Source organism: Exiguobacterium sp. FD-YE-25-4, assembly GCF_057004685.1.
Map to the genome: position 1 here is coordinate 816,724 of NZ_CM168041.1, position 20,406 is coordinate 837,129.

Annotated in this window: 19 protein-coding genes; 17 read left to right on the forward strand and 2 right to left on the reverse strand. The window is 51.3% G+C overall.

Annotated elements, in window-relative coordinates:
- Positions 1 to 60 precede the first annotated feature (60 nt).
- Positions 61 to 1,845 carry a glycoside hydrolase family 13 protein gene (locus AC13H5_RS04215; protein ID WP_034776602.1) on the reverse strand — a complete coding sequence of 595 codons (1,785 nt, stop codon included), beginning with the start codon at positions 1,843 to 1,845 and terminating at the stop codon, positions 61 to 63.
- A 373-nt stretch (positions 1,846 to 2,218) separates the two neighbouring features.
- On the opposite strand from AC13H5_RS04215, the gene AC13H5_RS04220 reads away from it, so the two are divergent.
- The 11 genes from AC13H5_RS04220 to AC13H5_RS04270 all read left to right on the forward strand — a co-directional run bounded on the left by AC13H5_RS04220 (position 2,219) and on the right by AC13H5_RS04270 (position 15,138).
- Positions 2,219 to 3,484 (forward strand): extracellular solute-binding protein, encoded by a 1,266-nt coding sequence (locus AC13H5_RS04220; RefSeq protein ID WP_483546351.1) that lies wholly within the window; start codon positions 2,219 to 2,221, stop codon positions 3,482 to 3,484.
- Positions 3,485 to 3,589: 105 nt separating this feature from the next.
- Positions 3,590 to 4,942 carry a carbohydrate ABC transporter permease gene (locus AC13H5_RS04225; protein ID WP_052090084.1) on the forward strand — a complete coding sequence of 451 codons (1,353 nt, stop codon included), beginning with the start codon at positions 3,590 to 3,592 and terminating at the stop codon, positions 4,940 to 4,942.
- 1 nt (position 4,943) lies between these two features.
- Complete coding sequence (locus AC13H5_RS04230) at positions 4,944 to 5,777, forward strand: sugar ABC transporter permease (protein ID WP_034776607.1); 834 nt, start codon at positions 4,944 to 4,946, stop codon at positions 5,775 to 5,777.
- A 23-nt stretch (positions 5,778 to 5,800) separates the two neighbouring features.
- Positions 5,801 to 7,312 carry an alpha-amylase family glycosyl hydrolase gene (locus AC13H5_RS04235; protein ID WP_483546352.1) on the forward strand — a complete coding sequence of 504 codons (1,512 nt, stop codon included), beginning with the start codon at positions 5,801 to 5,803 and terminating at the stop codon, positions 7,310 to 7,312.
- 51 nt (positions 7,313 to 7,363) lie between these two features.
- Positions 7,364 to 8,407: a LacI family DNA-binding transcriptional regulator gene (locus tag AC13H5_RS04240; protein ID WP_021066665.1), complete on the forward strand. Its 1,044-nt coding sequence runs from the start codon at positions 7,364 to 7,366 to the stop codon at positions 8,405 to 8,407.
- Positions 8,408 to 8,641: 234 nt separating this feature from the next.
- Positions 8,642 to 9,589: a YsnF/AvaK domain-containing protein gene (locus tag AC13H5_RS04245; RefSeq protein WP_483546353.1), complete on the forward strand. Its 948-nt coding sequence runs from the start codon at positions 8,642 to 8,644 to the stop codon at positions 9,587 to 9,589.
- 88 nt (positions 9,590 to 9,677) lie between these two features.
- Positions 9,678 to 10,487 (forward strand): YsnF/AvaK domain-containing protein, encoded by an 810-nt coding sequence (locus AC13H5_RS04250; protein WP_483546354.1) that lies wholly within the window; start codon positions 9,678 to 9,680, stop codon positions 10,485 to 10,487.
- Positions 10,484 to 10,891, forward strand: coding sequence for a general stress protein (locus AC13H5_RS04255; RefSeq protein WP_483546355.1), 408 nt, complete (start codon positions 10,484 to 10,486; stop codon positions 10,889 to 10,891). The genes AC13H5_RS04250 and AC13H5_RS04255 overlap by 4 nt, the downstream gene beginning before the upstream one ends.
- 210 nt (positions 10,892 to 11,101) lie before the next feature.
- On the forward strand, positions 11,102 to 13,399 hold the full coding sequence (locus tag AC13H5_RS04260) for a glycoside hydrolase family 65 protein (protein WP_483546356.1): 2,298 nt from the start codon (positions 11,102 to 11,104) through the stop codon (positions 13,397 to 13,399).
- 145 nt (positions 13,400 to 13,544) lie between these two features.
- Positions 13,545 to 14,393 carry a YitT family protein gene (locus tag AC13H5_RS04265; protein ID WP_034776620.1) on the forward strand — a complete coding sequence of 283 codons (849 nt, stop codon included), beginning with the start codon at positions 13,545 to 13,547 and terminating at the stop codon, positions 14,391 to 14,393.
- Between the two features lie 73 nt (positions 14,394 to 14,466).
- A complete protein-coding gene (locus AC13H5_RS04270; protein WP_483546357.1) occupies positions 14,467 to 15,138 on the forward strand; it encodes a 5'-methylthioadenosine/S-adenosylhomocysteine nucleosidase family protein in 672 nt (223 codons plus the stop codon).
- A 45-nt stretch (positions 15,139 to 15,183) separates the two neighbouring features.
- Here AC13H5_RS04270 and AC13H5_RS04275 read toward each other — a convergent pair whose 3' ends face one another.
- Positions 15,184 to 15,996, reverse strand: coding sequence for a Cof-type HAD-IIB family hydrolase (locus AC13H5_RS04275; protein WP_483546358.1), 813 nt, complete (start codon positions 15,994 to 15,996; stop codon positions 15,184 to 15,186).
- A 165-nt stretch (positions 15,997 to 16,161) separates the two neighbouring features.
- Here AC13H5_RS04275 and AC13H5_RS04280 point away from each other — a divergent pair, with 165 nt between their 5' ends.
- From AC13H5_RS04280 to aroE, 6 genes are all read left to right on the forward strand, one after another.
- Positions 16,162 to 16,356: a YjzD family protein gene (locus AC13H5_RS04280; RefSeq protein ID WP_034776626.1), complete on the forward strand. Its 195-nt coding sequence runs from the start codon at positions 16,162 to 16,164 to the stop codon at positions 16,354 to 16,356.
- A 67-nt stretch (positions 16,357 to 16,423) separates the two neighbouring features.
- On the forward strand, positions 16,424 to 16,843 hold the full coding sequence (locus AC13H5_RS04285; RefSeq protein ID WP_034776627.1) for a thioredoxin family protein: 420 nt from the start codon (positions 16,424 to 16,426) through the stop codon (positions 16,841 to 16,843).
- Positions 16,840 to 17,622 carry a phosphatidylserine decarboxylase gene (locus tag AC13H5_RS04290; protein ID WP_214763700.1) on the forward strand — a complete coding sequence of 261 codons (783 nt, stop codon included), beginning with the start codon at positions 16,840 to 16,842 and terminating at the stop codon, positions 17,620 to 17,622. Before AC13H5_RS04285 ends, AC13H5_RS04290 begins: the two co-directional genes overlap by 4 nt.
- A 127-nt stretch (positions 17,623 to 17,749) precedes the next feature.
- Positions 17,750 to 18,376, forward strand: coding sequence for a YqeG family HAD IIIA-type phosphatase (locus tag AC13H5_RS04295; RefSeq protein ID WP_034776630.1), 627 nt, complete (start codon positions 17,750 to 17,752; stop codon positions 18,374 to 18,376).
- 134 nt (positions 18,377 to 18,510) lie between these two features.
- Positions 18,511 to 19,623, forward strand: a complete 1,113-nt coding sequence (gene yqeH, locus AC13H5_RS04300; protein ID WP_034779781.1) for a ribosome biogenesis GTPase YqeH — start codon at positions 18,511 to 18,513, stop codon at positions 19,621 to 19,623.
- A complete protein-coding gene (aroE, locus tag AC13H5_RS04305; protein ID WP_483546359.1) occupies positions 19,620 to 20,405 on the forward strand; it encodes a shikimate dehydrogenase in 786 nt (261 codons plus the stop codon). The genes yqeH and aroE overlap by 4 nt, the downstream gene beginning before the upstream one ends.
- Position 20,406: the final 1 nt, after the last annotated feature.

Below are 20,406 nucleotides of genomic sequence, written 5' to 3' on the forward strand. Positions count from 1 at the left end.
GGGATTTGGCAAATTATTTTCAACAAAAAAACACCCGCCGAAACGGGTGCAAAACGGAATTTATTTCATTTTTAAAATCGTGGCACTGTACGGTGCGAGCTCGACTTCGAGCGAGTCTACATCCCGGTCGCGCAGCAAGTCGTAAGCGCTTCCGGTATGGCCGAGCGGGTTAAGTTTCGATACGGAATCAGAGTTATTGAAGTATATCAAATACGTCTCATCTTTCGTACAACGCTCGATGATGAGGGCGTTATCCTCATCGTCGACGAGATTGAAACGATACGAGCCGCCGTTCGCGAGCACCGGATGCTCTTTGCGGAGTCGAATCAATTTCTGCACATAGCGGAACAATTCGCGGTCTTCTTCGGCTTCGTCCCACGGCATACAACGGCGGCAACCCGGATCTTGTTCACCTTCGAGGCCGATCTCGTCCCCGTAATAGATGCATGGGCTTCCTGTGTACGTGAGCATCGACGTCATGAGCAACTTGAACTTCCCTTTATGTCCTTTTGCCCGAGTGAGGGCGCGCGGGGTGTCGTGCGAGTCGATCAAGTTGAACGTCACTTCGTTCACGTTTGTCGTGTTCATCATCTCGACGCGTGTCAACTCATTGCGAAACTCGGAAGCGGACGTCCGGTCGAGCGCGAAATAGTTGAGGCTCGCGTTCGTAAACGGATAGTTCATGACCGCATCGAACTGGTCACCTTTGAGCCATGGCTGGGCATCGTGCCAAATCTCACCGAGGATGTACGCATCCGGATTCGCTTGTTTGACCGTTTTACGGAAATCGCGCCAGAACGCGTGATCAACCTCGTTGGCCACGTCTAACCGCCACCCGTCGATGCCGAATTCTTCGACCCAGTAGCGGGCCACTTCTAATAGATAAGCTTTCAACGCCGGGTGCTCCGTATTGATCTTCGGCATGTTCTTCTCGAACGCGAACGTGTCGTAGTTCGGCTTCGGCGTCGTCTCGATCGGGAAGTCACGAAGATAGAACCAGTCACGGTACTCTGACTGTGGTCCTTTTTCGACGACGTCTAAGAACCAAGGGTGGTTGTAGCCGACATGGTTGAAGACGGCGTCGAGCATGACTTTGATACCGTTCTCGTGGAGAAGATCGACGAGTTGTTTGAACTGCTCTTTCGTTCCGAACTGCGGATCGATTTCCATATAATCGAGCGTGTCGTATTTATGGTTCGTCGTCGCTTTGAAGATCGGGCAGAAGTAAATCCCGGTGATCCCTAGATCGACGATATGGTCAATATGGTCGATGATCCCTTGGAAGTCGCCGCCGAAGAAGTTCGTGATCGTCGGTTCGGTACTATTCCATGGGAGCGTGCCTTCGGGATCGTTAGAAGGGTCACCGTTCGCGAACCGGTCCGGGAAGATTTGATACCAGACTGTGTCCTTCACCCACGATGGGGCGTGGAAGATGTCGACCGGGTTGATGAATGGGATGCAGAAATAGTAGCCCGTGTCGTCGAGCGGTTTATCTTCGAACCAACCTTTTTCCGTATAGACGGCCGTCTCATTGCCGTCATGGAGCCGGAAGCCGTAACGGAGGCGGCGGAATGGCGGTTTGATGGCGATGAACCAATAGTCGTATTGATCATCATGGCCGATTTTTTCCATCGGCGTCTCGAACGTACGCCAAAAGCTCGGCTTGTCCGGGTCGAAATTCCACATGGCCGGATCTTCCGAGTGCCAGTCGTACGGGTCGTTCCAAATTAAGTCAACAGATTGGATATCATTTCTTTTCGTATGGAAGCGAATATGTATCGTTTCTCGGTCATACTTGTACACGAAAGGGGACATGGCGCGGTGGTAGATGGCTTCTTTGATCATGGGTTTGAGTTCCTTTCTCTATTAAGGGTTATAACCATTTTACACTGTCTGTTCAGAAAAGAAACAACAGTTGTGAAAACGTTTGCTCAAGCAAAGGGTAATAAAGCGTTTACATTTTGTCAATCGCCCGATTCGTCATTTTTTGCGAAATAGGGTCATAAATAATTCAAAAAGAGATAAATGGGACAACCACAATAAAAAAAGCGAAAAAAAAGACTTGTAAAACGCTTACACAACTGTATAATAAAAATTGAGGTGAGGATGCAAACGTTTTCACTAACCTACTGATTCTGTAGCGGAGTTGATTAAAATCAGTAGGCCAGTGCGATTGCGCAAATCTGACCATACTATTTCCTTGGGGAGGTTTTTCATCATGAAGATGAAAAAAATGGTAGCAGGACTTTCAACGGCAGTATTCGCTTTCGGTGCACTTGCTGCATGTGGTGGCGGTACGGACAATGGTTCTACTAACGAAGGCGGTTCTTCTAGCGAGAACAAGCCAGAAAAAATCGTAATTTGGGAAGATATTGAAAAGTCGGAAACGACGAAAGAAGTTGCGAAGGCGTTTGAAGAAGAACACGGCGTCGCAGTTGAAGTCGTTGAAGTCCAGATGACGGATCAAAAGGACAAGTTGGCGCTTGACGGCCCGGCTGGTAAAGGTCCTGATATCGTTCTCGTACCGCACGACCAAATCGGAACGATCGCTGACCAAGGTCACTTGGCTCCACTTACTGACGAAGGCGCACTTGACGCGTTCACAGACGCTTCGAAATCGGCTGTCATGTTCGACGGACAAGCTTACGGCTACCCGAAATCAGTTGAAACGCCAGTCCTCATGTACAACAAGGATTTGGTATCAGAAGCTCCTGCTTCAATGGACGACTTGTACAAGTTGTCTACAGATCTTAAAGATAAAGGCGAGTACGGATTCCTCGGTCTTTGGGATAACTTCTACTTCGCTCACGGTGTCGTGGCTGGCTTCGGCGGTTACGTCTTCAAAGAAGACGGCGGCGCGCTCGATCCAACTGACATCGGCTTGAACAACGAAGGCGCAGTCGAAGGCTTCGAGTACATCGGCAAATGGTACCAAGAAGGCCTCTTCCCTAAAGGGTTGATCGGCGAGTCTGGCGGCCAAGCGATGGACCAACTCTTCACTGAGAAGAAAGCACACACAGTCATGAACGGACCATGGGCCGTAGCTGGTTACACAGATGCCGGCATCAACCTTGGAGCGTCTGCATTGCCGACACTTCCAAACGGTGAGCCAATCAAGACGTTCATGGGCGTGAAGACATATGCACTTTCGGCTTACACAGAAAACCAAGAGTGGGCTGAAATGTTCCTCGCAGAACTCACGAACGAAGAGAACGCATTGAAGATGTTTGAAGCTTACAACGAGATCCCACCAGTAGCAGCACTCGAGTCGAACGAGACAATCACGTCGAACGAAGTTGCGAAAGCGGTATTCGATCAAGCAACGAACGCGATCCCAATGCCTAACATTCCTGAAATGGGACAAGTTTGGGAGCCAATGGCACAAGCGCTTCAGCTCGTAGCAACTGGCAAGCAAGATGCACAAAAATCAGCTGACGATGCTGTTAAAGTCATCGAGCAACAAATCCAAGCAAACAACCAATAAGGATATGAAATGATGGGGTACGCCGACTGGCGTTCCCCCTCATTTTCTAGAATTGAGCAAACGCTTGCTCGATTGATTTGCTCAAATTGAAAGGAGAAATTGAGGATGGCTTCAATCGCGAACCCTAAAACGCCGGAACAACGTCCGGAAAAACCGACCAATCATGCTCGGAACGCCGCATTACTTTCGATCATTCCGGGAGCCGGTCAATTCTATAACAATCAAAAAGCGAAAGCGATCGCTTTCTTTATCGTTATCATGTCTTATTTTGCAGTAAACTACGATCTCTTTTTCAAAGGAGCGGGCGCAGGACCTGGCGACCGTGGTGGCCTTTGGGGATTGATCACGCTTGGCGAAGTGGCAGGACCTCGTAACGACCACTCCATCTTCTTGATGGTAGAAGGGATTGTCGCATTAATCTTACTTTTCTTCGGAATCGCGTTCTACATCTGGAACATTCGTGACGCCTACCGAGTCGGTCGCATTCGTGATCAGCACCTAAACGTCCCAACGTTCCAAGTGCAACTCCGCAACTTGCGCGACCATGGATTCCCATACTTGATGTTAATCCCGTCGCTCATCTTGCTCGTCTTCACAGTCGTATTACCACTCATTTTCACATTCTTGATCGCGTTCACGAACTATCGTTACAACAACGCGCCACCGGCAAAACTTGTCGAGTGGATTGGGTTTGAGAACTTCACACGAATTTTTGAAATCGACATTTGGCGCGACACATTCGTCGGCGTCCTCGGCTGGACACTCGTCTGGACGGTCGCTTCGACGGTCGGTGTCATCGCGATCGGGATTTTCCTCGCGGTCCTCTTGAACCAAGAAGGCCTTCGCTTCCGCCGCTTGTTCCGCTCGATTTTGATTTTGTCATGGGCCGTTCCAGCGTTCATCACAATCTTGATTTTCCGTTCGATGTTCAACGAATCGTTCGGTGTGTTCAACACGACGATCCTTCCAGCGTTCGGACTTGATCCGATCAACTGGATGACCGATCCGACGGCGACACGCAGCGCGCTCATCTTGATTCAATGGTGGCTCGGCTTCCCGTTCATCATGACGCTCATGACTGGGGTATTGCAATCGATCCCTGGCGACTTATATGAAGCGGCGACGATTGACGGTGCGACCATCTTTGACAAGTTCCGCTTGATTACGTTACCGATGCTCTTGTTCGCAACAGCACCGATTCTCATCACGCAGTTCACGTTCAACTTCAACAACTTCAACATCATCTATCTCTTTAACGGCGGTGGACCGGCTGTACCGGGACAAACTGCCGGTGGTACCGATATCTTGATTTCATGGATTTACAAATTGTCTCTCGGAGCCAACCCGCAATACGGACTTGCGGCTGCGATCACGCTCATTTTGTCATTCTTCATCATGACACTTGCCGTCATCCAGTTCCGTCGGACAAAATCTTTCAAAGACGAGGATATGATCTGATATGAAAAAACAAAAACGAATCAATTTGGCGTTCTCTTATGTCATCTTGACGCTTGCGTCGATCATCATTCTCTATCCAATGCTTTGGGTGGTAGGGACGTCATTCAACCCGGGTCGTACCATCACGTCAAAAATCATTCCAGAAAATCCGACGTTCATTCACTATAAAAACTTGTTTGATCTAACGATTTCGGATTATAGTTTATGGTATGTGAACACGTTGAAAATCGCTTTCATTACGATGGCGCTCGCTGTCATCTTGGTGACGATCACTGGTTATGTGTTCTCGCGCTATCGTTTCGTCGGACGGAAGAACTCGCTCGTCTTGTTCCTCGTCTTGCAAATGGTGCCGCAATTCGTCGCCATCATCGCCATCTACGTATTGCTCAACATGCTCGGTCTTCTCGACACGCACACAGCGCTCATTCTGCTGTATGCCGGTGGCGCGATTCCGATGAATACGTACTTGGCAAAAGGTTATTTCGATACGATTCCGAAAGAGCTCGATGAAGCCGCTCGGATGGATGGTGCCGGTCACCTTCGTATCTTCTGGCAAATCATTTTGCCGCTCGCGAAGCCAATCGTCGCAACGATCGCCCTCTTCAACTTCATGGGCCCGTTCAACGACTTCATCTTGGCATCGCTCGTCCTTCGGACACCAGAGAAACAGACGCTCGCGGTTGGTCTTTACAACATGATTTCTCGACAGTTCGACAACAACTTCACGTTGTTCGCGGCAGGCGCCGTCCTTTCGGCCCTCCCAATCGTTCTCTTGTTCTTCATGTTCCAACGCTACTTCGTCTCGGGTCTCACTGCCGGTGGTACGAAAGGATAATACTCACTTAAGGGGGAAGCGATATGAGGCGAGGCGTCGTGCTCGTTCTTCTGTCGCTTCTTTTGTTTCCAACAGTCGTCGGAGCGAAAGAAGCAGCATCGTGGGAACAGGAACGCATGTACTTTATCATGGTCGATCGGTTTGTTGACGGGAATCCCGATAACAATGACCAGGTCGATCAGAATGACCCGAAAGCCTTTCATGGGGGCGATATCCGAGGCGTGATTGAAAAACTTGATTACATCGAGTCGCTCGGATTCACGTCCATCTGGTTGACGCCGGTGTTTGAAAACATGCCGGGCGGTTACCATGGCTATTGGATTAAAGATTTTTATGACATCGATCCCCAATTCGGGACGAAAGAAGATTTGCAGGAGCTCGTCGATGAGGCGCATAAGCGGGATATGAAAGTCATCCTCGACTTTGTCGTCAACCACGTCGGGCCGAACCATCCGTGGGTCGAAGAAAAACCAGACTGGTTCCATGACGAGCTACCAATCGTGCTGTGGAACGATCAAGAACAAGTCGAGACGCACTGGCTGTTCGATTTGCCCGACTTTAAGACCGAAGACTCGGAAGTGAAAGACTACTTGCTCGAGGCGGCCACGTATTGGATTGAAGAGACCGGCATTGACGGCTATCGTCTCGATACGGTACGTCACGTCGACAAACCGTTTTGGGAAGATTTCGTCAAAGCGGTCCGTGAAGTCGATCCAGATTTTTATCTCTTGGCCGAAGTGTTCGATCCGGACCCGCAGTATGTCGCCGAGTATGATGGCTTAGGCTTCAACAGCATCACCAATTTCACGTTTTATGACCGCGTCTCGAAGACGATGACGCAAAAGACGGCGAACGTCGACGAAATCGACGTGGCCGCAAGTTACGCCGAGACGTTCTTTAATGATCCGAACCAAATGGCGACCTTCCTCGATAACCATGACGTCGAACGTTTCATGCACGTCGCGGAACTAGGTGGTGCCGAGTCGGCCGAACGCAGGCTCCGCCTCGGATTGTTCGCCCTTTACGCGTCACCGGGGATGCCGATCGTCTTCCAAGGCACGGAGAATGCACAAAAGGGCGGGGCTGACCCCGCGAACCGGGTCATGACCGATTTCCCTGGAAATGAAGAGCTCCATGAATACGTTGCGACGATGAACCGGATGCGGGCCGATTACCCGGTGTTTGCGACCGGCGAACAACGGATGATCGCTTCGAAAGACGGCATGGCCGTGTTCGAACGTCGTGACGGCGACGATGTCGCACTGTACGCCATCAATATGAACGCCGAGGACAGAGAGATTGAATTCGAGGTAAGCGAGGTCGGAGAAGATACACGGCTTCGTGGTCTCTTGTTCTCACAACTTGTCACGGACAGCCGTGGCACGTTCACCATCAAACTCGCAGGAGAAAGTGCAAACGCCTACATCGTCGAAGAATCGGAAGTGAACATGTGGACGATTGGTCTACTCGTCGTCGCCATCCCGATTTTCTTGACTGGATTGGTCATGTGGAAGCGTCGCAAGAGTGCGAGCTGACGATACCCTGTGATAGGGAACTTTGAACTAACGGAAGCAAGGGGGAGCATCATGCAAATCACGATTAAAGATGTCGCCAAACACGCCAATGTCGCACCGTCGACCGTGTCACGCGTCATCGCCAACAGTCCGCGTATCAGTCAAAAAACAAAAGAGCGTGTACGCAGTTCGATGGAAGAACTCGGGTACCATCCGAACATTCACGCGCGAAGCCTCGCCAACCGCTCGACGCAGTCGATTGGTCTCGTCATGCCGAGCGCAGCGACGAAGACGCTACAAAACCCATTTTTCCCGGAAGTGTTGCGTGGGATCAGTACGAAAGCCCATCAAAACGGCTACTCGCTCTATATGACGACTGGTGTCACCGAAGAAGAAGTATTGTCCGGTGTCATCGAGATGGTGCAAGGACGTCGCGTCGACGGGGTCATCGTCTTGTATTCACGAGAAGACGACAAAGTCGTTCAATACTTACGTCAGACGAAATTCCCGTTCGTCGTCGTCGGGAAGCCGTTCGGGGATGCTTCATCAATCACATACGTCGACACGGACAACTATTTGGCCGGACGAGAAGTGACGAAACATCTATACAATCTCGGCCATCGCTGTATCGCCTTCATCGGAGGCTCGGATAAACTGGCGGTCACGCAAGACCGGCGCAACGGGTATGCGACGGCGCTCATGGAAGCAGGAATCCCGGTTCGCGAAGACTATATCGCCCGGGCCGAGTTCATGACGAAAGGCGGCGCCAAAGCCGTGCGCGAGTTGCTCCAACTAGAGGAACCACCGACAGCCGTCGTCGTCAGTGACGATATGATGGCGCTCGGTGTCATCAGCACGCTCAGTGAGATGGGCCTTAAGATACCTGAGGATGTCGCCGTCGTCAGTTTCAACAACGTCTACATCGCAGAACACTCGAACCCGCCGCTCACATCGGTCGAAATCAACATTTTCGGCCTTGGTTTCGAGGCGACGAACTGTTTGATTGAACAGATCGGCGATAGCGCGCCACCTTACGGGAAACGCGTCATCGTGCCGCACTATTTGGTCGTACGCCAGTCGTGCGGTCAGAAAAAGAAGACTGAAATCGTTGAATGAGTGCAAACCTTCCGTATCATGCGGAAGGTTTTTTTGTGGAAAATCTCAATGCATATAATAGAAGCGAAAGCAATCGGTCGAAAGTCATGATGTTACAAACAGATTACAATCATGAAAGAAACGATTGAAACGGAGTTGCAAGGGAACATCTACATTACCGGCCGAATGGCAGATCATTTTGAATCCGCCCAGCCAATAACCAAAAAATACAGAATGTGAAAGGGAGATACAATCATGGATAACAAACGTTATGTAGGCACTTACTATCAGGAGTCAGAGCTCGTGTCAAAAATTGATCAACTTCGTGCCGAGGGGCATCGCGAAGACGATTTGTACGTCGTTGTGAAAGATAAATCGAACCTTTCGATGGTTCGCGGCGAAACGGATGCAGAAGTAAAAGAAACGAAAGCGTCATGGCTTGATCGCTTCTTTGGAGTCGCGGACGGAGAAGACGAAGTTCGACATACGTTCGATAAACTCGGTTTCTCAGAAGAAGAGACAGCACGTCACCGTCAAGACATCGAGAATGGTGGATTCGTCCTCTTGTTGGACTCGAACGACGGCATCTTAGATGACGGTCGTAACTCGACGTTCGAAGGTGGCCGCACATCAGCTGGCTACGGTTCAGAAGGCAACGAAGCAGGCAACATGACCGCACGTGACGTCGGGATGACAGGAGCTTCAAGCACTGGTATTCCATCGGAACGATTCAACGATATGGATGAAGACATTCGTAACCGCGCGGATTTGACGGATGAGCAAAAGCTCGAATTGCATGAAGAGCGTCTCCAAGTGAACAAAGAGCGTGTTCAAACAGGAGAGGTTCGCGTCGAGAAAGATGTCGTCGAACACGAAGAACGTGTCGATGTCGAAGTCGAGCGCGACGAAGTCTACGTCGAACGCCGTCGCGTTGATGGGGACCGTGAAGCGACAGGACATTCATTCGATGCGACAACGGACCGCGATGAGATTCGCGTGCCGGTCACGGAAGAGCGCGTCGATGTGACGAAGAAAGATGTCGTCGCCGAAGAAATCGTTGTCGGCAAAGAGAAAGTGAAAGATACAGAAACGGTACGTGAGACGTTACGTAAAGAAGAGGCGCACGTCGAAGGGGAAGATGACCTTCGCCATCGTGATCATGACCGCGACCATACACGTCGTGATGAGCGCGACCGCTTCTAATCTGATTGACTAAGTACCTCGACAAGGATGGCTCTCTCTGAGGGACCATCCTTTTTTTCGCCAATTGACTAGAGGAGGAACGAACGCCATGAAACATGCAATCATCTCAGAAGTATTTGATCATCCCGATGCGTTGCTTAATCGAACGGTCGATTTAAAACGAGAAGGGTATGAAGAAGAAGACATGTACGTCCTTGTCAAGCGGGCCGATGTGGCGGACGCTGTCCGCCGTCACTCGAACCTCTATGTTCTCGTCACCGATGAACCGGGAACGGTCGCCTCGCTCGTCACGTCGAGTGAGCGGCCAATCGAACGCTGGCTCAAAAGCATGCGCTTGACGTCAGAGCAACAAGACCGCTTTGCGAAAGAAGTCGAACAAGGTAGACTCTTCCTCTATGTCGACGCGGACCGGAGTGAACAACAGGTTAATGCTACGAGTTCGAAGACCGAAACCGCGCCGAAGACGGAAGAACAGACGCTCGCCTTACACGAGGAACGGCTGACGATCGAGAAGCAAGCGGTCCAAGCAGGAGAAGTCGTCATCAATCGTCACGTATCGGAGACCGAACAAGAGATTGAAGTGCCCGTTCGGAGGGAACAGGTCCATGTGGAGCGGACGACCGGATCAGAGGATGTGGTCGAAGATTATGACTTCGATCAACCCGGCATTCGCACGATTGACGAAGGGGACCACTTACGGATCCAAGTCATCGAGGAACGGGCTTTCATCGTGAAGCGTCCTGTCGTCGTCGAAGAAATCATCGTTCGAAAACAAGTGACCGAAGACGTCAAGACGATGACGGAAACGCTCCGCAAAGAAGAAATCGAAGTGACCGAAGTCGGACAAGCCGATGTCACGGTCGAAGACCATACAACGCGAAAGGATGAGACACAATGAGTAAACGTCGTTTTGTAGATACGTATCCAGAGGAGGCGGCACTCGTCGCCAAAATCGATCAACTGACCGAAGAGGGTTACGACGAAAGTGATGTGTTCGTCGTCGCGAAAGATCAAGACGATGTCTCGCTCGTCAAACGGAAGACCGATGCGAAAGTGGAAGAAGCGAGCGCGAACTGGATGCAGAAATTCACTGGCGTCGCGGAAGGCGAGGAGGAAGTGAAGCGGGCCTTGCTTGACCTTGGCCTCACTGACGATGACGTCAACCGGGCGTACGGAGACATTTTAAACGGAGGGTATGCCCTCATCCTCGACGAACCGGATACGGGATTCAATGACGGGAACAACCCGGCATTCGAGGGTCACGAAGCGAACGCCGCGTTTGGACGCGACCAAGACAAGTGACTAGAGCACCTACTGCCTTCTCGAAAAGGTAGTAGGTTTTTTGTTTGCTCCAAAAAGTAAGAAAAAAGTTTATGCAAACGATTGCATTCTTGTGTGAGTCGTGTAAAATGAGAGGTGAGATTGAAATACAGCGCTTTCATAGACAAACGGTTGCATGATTCGATTGTCTGATGACGAGTAGCCTTGTAGAGAAAAAGGAGTGGCAGACAGATGAAACGATTGTTTGCAGTCGATGAATGGAAAGTAACGGAAGAGAACTTGCATCCGAAAGAAAACCGCCTCGCAGAATCGATTACCTCGCTCGGTAACGGTCATATGGGGATGCGCGGTAACTTTGAAGAAGATTATTCAAACGATACACACCAAGGCTTTTATGTGGCCGGCGTCTATTATCCAGATAAGACGCGTGTCGGTTGGTGGAAAAATGGATATCCGGAGTACTTCGCAAAAGTATTGAACGCGACGAACGTCGTCGGTCTTCGCGTCGCCATCAACGGGACACCGGTCGATTTGGCGAAGTGGGAAGTGAAAGACTTCACGCGTGAGCTCGATATGCAACGCGGCGTTCTCACACGGACGTTCACGCTCGTGAACGGAACGGAAGAGACGAACGTCGAAGTCGTCCGTTTCTTCTCAATCGTCGATAAAGAGATTTTGGCAATCCGTTACAACGTCACTCCGGTGAACTACGAAGCGAAAGTTGAATTCACACCTTACTTGGACGGCGATGTCGTCAATGAGGATTCGAACTATGATGAGAAGTTCTGGTTACCGGTCGAGCATGGTGTTGAAGAACGTTTCGGATTCGTGACAACGAAAACGAAGAAACTCGATTGGCACATCACGGCCTCGATGATCGCAGACGTCGAAGGAGCCCGTTGTGAAGTGCTCGAAGCGACTGACCTTTACGTCGCCAACAAATTCACGGTCACGGCGGCAGCTGGCGAGACGGCGACAGCGTACAAATACGTCTCGGTCGTCACGAACCGTGACTACGAAGTCGAGGAATTGCAGTCGACGGGAATGCAACGCGTTGAGATGGCGTTTGAGAAAGGCTTTGAAACGCTTCTCGCCGAGCAGACAGAAGCATGGCTCGCTCGCTGGGAAGATGCCGACGTCCGCATCGATGGGGACGCTGAAGCGCAACAAGGCATCCGCTTCAACATCTTCAATATGTATCAGACGTACACGGGCGAAGACTCGCGCCTCAACATCGGACCGAAAGGGTTCACCGGTGAGAAATACGGCGGTGCCACATACTGGGATACGGAAGCATATTGCCTCCACTTCTACTTGGCAACGACGAAACCGGAAGTCTCATGGAACTTGCTCAAATATCGTCACAACCAATTGCCGCAAGCAAAAGAGAACTCGGTCAAGAACGTCGGCATGGAAGGTGCCCTCTATCCGATGGTGACGATGAACGGGGAAGAGTGCCACAACGAGTGGGAAATCACGCATGAAGAGATTCACCGGAACGGTGCGATCGCCCACGCCATCTTCAACTATACGAACTTCACGGGCGACAAGTCATACCTAGGTCAATACGGACTTGAAGTATTGGTCGAGATCTCGCGTTACTGGGCGAGCCGCGTCAACTTTGTCCCGCACAAAGACGTGTATATGATCCTAGGCGTCACAGGTCCGAACGAATACGACAACAACGTCAACAACAACTGGTATACGAACTTGATTGCCGCTTGGACGCTCGAGTACACGCAAGAAGTGTACAACTATTTGAAAGAAGCAGAGCCGGCGCGCCTTGAAGAACTTGTCGCGATGCTCGGTCTTTCAGACGAAGAACTCGCGAAGTGGAACGATATCCAAACGAAGATGTACTATCCGAAAGATGACCTCGTCCCAGACGTGTTCATGCAACAGGACGGCTTCATGGATAAAGAACAGATTTTGGTGAAAGACCTTGATCCGAAACACTTGCCGCTCAACCAAAACTGGTCGTGGGACCGCATCCTCCGCTCGAACTTCATCAAACAAGCGGACGTGCTCCAAGGGCTCTATACGTTCAGCGACCGCTTCACGGTCGAACAGAAGCGGGCCAACTTCGACTTTTATGAGCCGCGGACGGTCCACGAGTCGAGCTTGTCGCCTTGCGTCTACTCAATCATTGCGGCCGAAGTCGGTTACGAAGACAAGGCGGTCGAGTTGTACCAACGTTCGGCACGACTCGATCTCGATAACTATAACAACGATACAGAAGACGGGCTTCACATCACATCGATGGTCGGTTCATGGATGTCGATCGTTCACGGTTTCGCAGGCATGCGCGCCCTCGAGTCGGAGCTCACGTTCAGCCCGATGATTCCTAAGGGCTGGAACGGGTACTCGTTCAACATGCTCTGGCGCGGTCATCACTTGACGGTCACGTCGACGCGTGAACAAGTGACGATCAAACAGACGGGCGGTACGGACGTATCGATCCGTGTCTACGGAAACGTCGTCACGGTCCCGGCAAACGATGCGGTGACCATCGAGACAGTGAAAGCGTGACCAAACGCATCAGCTCAACAAGTCGGCCCCGGCCGGCTTGTTTTTTTATGAGAAGCGCGGACACATCCCATTATTTTTATGGTAGGCAGCACTAGAAAACTATGTTATCTTGATTCTTAGCCATTTTTGAAAGGGGAGACAGAACTTGACGGAAGCCGTTAAAGAACACGCACGCATCGGGATCGTTTCGATTATCGGGGGAGTGTTCGTTGCATTATCCATGACATTATTCTTAATCCCGGCGGGGGTATACTCGACCGGATTTACAGGGCTCGCCCAAATCTTTACGAAACTGTTTGCGGGGACACCGTTTGAGCTCGGAGAAGGGATTTGGTTCTTCGTCTTGAACGTGCCGCTCTTGATCGTCAGCTACTTCATGCTCGGCAAGAACATGATGATTCATACGTTGATCAGTGTTGCGGCAGTTACCGTGTTTATTCGCGTGCTTCCGCAGTCGTCAATCATTTCGGACGACCCGCTCTTAAACGCCGTCTTCGGCGGGGTTTTGCTCGCCATCGGTTCGGGGATCACGATTCGCTTCGGTGCCTCGACCGGTGGATTTGATATCGTCGCCCTCATCTTGGCGAAGTTCACGAACAATTCGGTCGGCGTCTATCTTTTCCTCATGAACATGATGATCGCGCTTTGGGCTGGTGCTTTGTTCGGGTGGCCGACCGCGCTTTATACGATCGTCTTCTTATACGTCACGTCGAAAGTCATCGACGAAATTTATACGAACACGCAGCGGCAGACGCTCTTCATCGTCACGAGTCATCCGGACGAAGTGACGAAAGAACTGCATCAGCACGTCTTCCGCGGCATCACGCTCATGCCGGCAATCGGTACGTATTCGAAAGTCGAGAAAGCGACGCTCATGATGGTCGCCCAGCGCCACGAAGTGCGTGAGATCACGCGAATCTGTAAAGACGCCGATCCAAGCGTCTTCATCAACATGGTTCCGACTGAAAATGTCGAAGGTGCGTTCCGACGCTGAAATGAACCCCCGCTGAACGCTCAGCGGGGGTTATTCTATAGATAGGAATAAAAAGAGATGGGGTGGACGTGTGATGATTGGAGTCAGTGTTGCGACGAAGTGGGAATACGAAGCGACATTGGAGCATTATGACGTCAAAGCGGATGAGCGGTTCAGCTACCCGTATGGCGAGTACTTCATGAGGACGGTTGATCACGCCGAAGTTGTGTTCTACAGCACCGGTGTGCGGAAAGCGAACGGGGCCGGCGCCAATCAATATATGATGTCTCGGTTCAACTTAGTAAAAGTAATTGTGGCTGGAACGTGTGCCGGAATCGACGATACGTTCAACCCGTTGGATATCCTCGTCCCTCATCGCGCCGTTCAATATGATTGCACGGTCAAAGAAGTGGAACCACTGATCAAGCAATCGTTCATCGTCGACATTGAACTAGCGAAATACGGGAACGATTTTTTGACCGGGACCATCGCGACGGCCGATCGAGCGGTCGTGATGTGGAAAGACTATTTGGAACTGGAGGAACACGACATCACCATCGCGGATACAGAGGCGGGAGCCATCGCGTATGTCTGTAAGAAAAATGGCGTCGAGTGTATTATCGTCAAAGGCATCTCTGACTTCCCGACGGATGAGCGCGACGCGAATCCAGTCGAATCGAACGCGGAACAAATCAATGTGTATTTGGCCAATACCCCGAAAGTCATGACCAAGATTTTTGACGACTATTTGATGCGCTTTCTGTAGGCAAATCGCAAAACACACCGACTGCAGGAACAGTCGGTGTGTGGATTATGCTTTGATGCCAAGTTTTTCTTCGAGGTAGATGGCGATGCCGTCTTCCATGTTCGACGCGGTCACTTCATCCGCGACGGCTTTCAACTGGCTGATGGCGTTGCCCATCGCGACGCCGGTGCCGACGTAGTCGAGCATCTCGAGGTCGTTTTCCTCGTCGCCGAACGCGATGATGTTTTTGCGGTTGATGCCGAGATGTTTCGACACTTCGCGCAAACCGAGCGCTTTCGACGTGTTCTGGCTCATGACCTCAATCATGTGCTCCGGCATGCGCCATTGTCGGTTCAAGACGGCCTCGGCGTGGACTTTATTCAAACGAGCGCGGACGTTGTCGACGTGCTCTTTCGTCGCGTGGATGAGAAGTGATGTCGGCTCATCCTGCAAATGCTTGAGCAAGTTGCCTGACGTGACGCTGAGCGCGCGCTCGGCGTACGGGCTGTAAAACTCTTGCGGATCTTTATGGAAATAGACGTGGTCGGTCACTTCGACGACGATGTTGTGCGCTTTCGTTTCCGATACTTCCTCGATGATCTCGTGCGCCGTCTTGAGCGGAATCGGCCGGTGCGTCACTTCGTATGACGGATCTTTCGGGTGATGGACGAGCGCTCCGTTAAAGTTGATGAGCGGTGTCGTCAAGCCGAGCTCTTCGTAATACATGATCGAATGGCGTTGTGGGCGTCCGGTCGCGATCATGACTTCATGACCGGCCTCACGGGCCGCTTGAAGCGCGCGCACGTTGCGCTCACTGATCGTCTTGTCGTCGCGCAACAACGTTCCATCTAAATCGACTGCGATTAAATAACGTGACATAAAGGGTTCCTCTTTTCTACGAGATGCTTATTTCTCAAACCGTACCATATTTCCCGTTTCGACGGAAAGAATATACAATCGAGGTCGCACATTTTACGGTAACAATGCTATACTAAGGTCGTATGAATTTTTCATGAATCATCTGTGAGATGGAGGGGACTATCGATGCGTTACTTAGTCACATTGTTCTGGGCGATCTTGCTTTCGAATACAGCAATCTTTATTATTTCTGCTGTCGATGGCGTGTCGTTCAACGCGATGCTCGCGACATTCTTTGGCGTCGTCATCACGATCTTTATTGTACTCTTGGACACGCTTAACCAAGATATGGGGATTAGCGACGTCGCACAAGAGAAGTAAGACGTCTACAACCAAGCTGGCTCATATCCGAGTCAGTTCTTTTTATATTATTTAGGAGGAATCGAACATGAAAAACAGTGCCAAACGGGCGAACTTCATCACGTTCGCCATCATCGGTGTCATCATCATCGTTGGGATCGCTCTCTTGTTCTTCTTGAACAATGCGAACGAGGAGACAGGCGTCAACGCTGTCACACCGGACGAGCTTGAAACGAAGATTTCAGAAGAAGAGGAAGTCGTCGTCTACTTCTGGCAGACTGGTTGCGAATACTGTGAGCAAGTCAAACCGTACGTCGAGCCACTCATCGAAGAATATGACGCCGTGTCGATCAACTTGGCCGACCACAACGTCTGGACGACTTACGGCATCAACGGGACACCGACAATGATTCGTTTCCAAGATGGAAAGGAAGTCGGTCGTGTGGAAGGTGCCGTCTCTGAACAACAATACGAGACGTTCTTTAAAAACGAGGAGGGCGCACAGTGATCAAAAGCCGCTTGTATCAGACTTTGTTTGAGTTGAACGCGACCCCGGTCATTGCCAAACGACTCCGTGCCTTCGCTGAATCGTCAGCGAGCCGGTCCTTCATCCCTTCGTTTGCGAAAACGTATCAAATCAATCTTGATGAAGCGGCGGAGCCGATCGAGGCTTATCCGAGCTTGCACGCCTTTTTCACACGGCACTTGAAGGAAGGGGTCCGGCCAATCGATGCAAGTCCGGACTCGGTCGTCTCGCCATGTGACGGGAAACTATCCATCGTGGCCGATATCACGGACGATAGCCGCTTCGAAGTGAAGGGGCAATCGTACACGCTCGCCGAACTGCTCGGCTCGCAACAAGAAGCGAGACGTTACGCCGGTGGCACGGTCTGTGTCCTCTACTTGAGCCCACGCGACTATCATCGCGTTCACGTCCCGCTCGCCGGGCGGGTGCTCAGCCACTACGAGCTCGGTGACCGTTCGGCCCCGGTCAATGACATCGGCTTGACGGAGACGGTTCGTCCACTCTCACGAAACTATCGCCGCGTCACACGCTTTGAAACGGCGGCCGGGTTGTACGAACATATCATGGTCGGCGCCTTAAACGTCAACACGATCGAATGGACGCTTGACGGCGACCGCGCTGCCAAAGGAGAAGAGGTCGGATACTTCTCGTTCGGTTCGACCGTCATCCTGTGTTTTGAGAAAGACCGCGTCACAATCGACCCAGCCAAAATCGGTCCGGTGCGACTCGGAGAAGTCATCGGTACGATGCAAAACGATTGATTTTTAAAACTTTTTCAGGCCGACCGAACGATACACTAGTCGTTTGGTCGGTTTTCGTTTACCATAGAAGGGATATCACTACATGTATAGTAGTTGAATCGCTTTAGCTAATTGGAGGAATTTAAACGTGTTTAATCGACTTTATCCGAAACAGTTCGTCGCGTCAGTTTTTGACATCGACCTTGAAGAATTGAAAGACCGTGGGGTTCGCGTCATTTTGACGGACCTTGATAATACACTCGTGGCCTGGGACGTCCCGCACGCACCGGAGCTTCTTTTGCTATGGCTTGAAAAAGTGAAATCACACGGACTCGATGTCATCGTCGTCTCGAATAACAACGAGAACCGCGTACGTACGTTCACGGAACCGCTCGGCCTTCACTATGTGGCGCGTGCGAAAAAGCCGTTGCCGTCTGGATTCAAACAGGCGCTCGCAAAATATGGATACTCGACGAAAGAAGCCATCTTCTTAGGCGATCAATTGTTCACGGACGTGCTCGGCGCCAATATGGCCGGGATTCACGTCATCCACGTGCAACCGGTCGTCAAGACGGACGGACTCGTCACCAAGTTCAATCGCATGCTTGAAAAAGTCGTGTTCGCCCATATGAAACGTCGCGGGAAGTACGTGTTGATCACGAAAAAAGTTGAGGAAATCGCTGTCGATGCGAAGCGCGCCAAAGTGGCGGTCGCTGAGAAAATCGGTGAAGCGATGCACTCTCGTTCCGAAGATTCACATAAAAAAGATGAATAAGGACCTCGAACGCACAGGAAGAAGGAGGCTGTCCATGTACGGCGCGTAAGGCGTCGGAATTAACGCTTCAGGAGTAGCGGCGAGGCGCTACGGTGAATGAAGAAGAGGCAACTCAAATGACAGCAGACAACATTATGGAAGAAACAAAACGTTATTGCGCCGGTTGCGGCGTCGCCATTCAAACGGAAGACCCGACCGGTGTCGGTTATGCACCAAAATCGGCACTCGATCGCGAGATCGTCATTTGCCAACGCTGCTTCAAATTGAAGCACTACAATCAAATTCAAGACGTCGAACTGACAGATGACGACTTCTTGCGTATCTTAAACGGCATCAGCGCGAAAGAAGCGCTCGTCATCAAAATCGTCGACATCTTCGACTTCAACGGTAGCTGGTTGCCGGGGCTCCAACGCTCGGTCGGCACGAACCCCGTCCTCTTGGTCGGGAACAAGGTCGACTTGTTGCCGAAATCGGTTAACCCGAACCGGATGTCCAACTGGATGAAGGCCGAAGCGAAAGAGCTCGGTTTGGAACCGATCGACGTCCATTTGATCAGTGCGAAAAAAGGTCACGGGATCGACGAGCTTGCCGAAAAGATCGAATATTATCGGAAAGGCAAGGACGTCTATGTCGTCGGTTGTACGAACGTCGGGAAGTCGACGCTCATCAACCAAGTCATCAAACGTTTCGGGGCAGAGGACGAGGCCATCATCACGGTCAGTCATTTCCCGGGAACGACGCTCGACTTAATCGATATCCCGCTCGATGATGATGCGAACCTTTATGACACGCCAGGGATTATCAATCGTCACCAAATGGCGCATTACGTCGATGCGAAAGATTTGAAAACGATCACCCCGAAAAAAGAGATCAAGCCGCACGTGTTCCAGTTGAACCCGCAGCAGACGCTCTTCTTCGGTGGACTCGCCCGTCTCGACTACATGGAAGGCAACAAGCGCTCATTCGTTGTCTACATGTCAAACGAGTTGAAGACACACCGGACGAAGCTCGACAAAGCAGATGAACTATACGAAAACCATATCGGTAAGATGCTCAACCCGCCGAACGAGAAGACATTACAAATGTTGCCTCCGCTCGTGCGTCACGAGTTCAGTCTCCGTGACGGCGTCAAGACCGACATCGTCTTCAGTGGACTCGGTTGGGTTGCGATTCACGGAAAAGGTGGACGCATCGCCGCATGGGCACCAAAAGGAGTGGCCGTCACATTGCGTGAGGCGCTCGTATGAGACTGGCCGTCCTCGGTCACCCGATTGCTCATTCGCTCTCTCCCGTCCTGCACGAGCAGTGGCTGAGCGCGTCTGGGCTTTTCGGGCGCTATGAGGCACTCGACGTCGCCCCGGACGAGCTCGGGGACTTGTTTCAAGCGATGCGGGACGGCGTCTGGCACGGCTTTAACGTCACGATTCCGTACAAAGAGGCGGTCATCCCGTATCTCGACGAACTTGATCAGGCGGCTGAAGCCGCCGGTGCCGTCAACACCGTCTATAAACGGGATGGAAAGCTGATTGGGACGAATACGGACGGTGTGGGTCTAGTCACCGCACTCGACCGTCATACCGATTGGACGGGACGTGTGCTCGTTATCGGGGCAGGTGGGGCAGCGCGCGGGATTATCAGCGCCTTGCCGACCCGAGCCGTCACGGTCACAAACCGAACGATGGAACGAGCGGAGCGTCTCGCGGAGGCGTTCGGCATTGAAGCGCAGGCGCTCACCGACGTTGATCCCTCATGCTATGACGTGATCATCCAGACGACTTCGGTGGGGATGGATGGTATCCATTCGCCTCGATCATTAAAAGGTTTACGACAAAACACCGTCGTTTGTGATATCATATATCGTCCACTCGTCACACCGTTTTTAAAGGAAGCCGCCAAAAATGACGCGAAAATCGTCAACGGAACTGCCATGTTCGTCGGACAAGGTGCTTTGGCGTTTGAATATTGGACAGGTGTGAGACCGGATCAACTTGTCGGAATGAAGTTAATTGAAAGCTTATTGGAGGAATAAA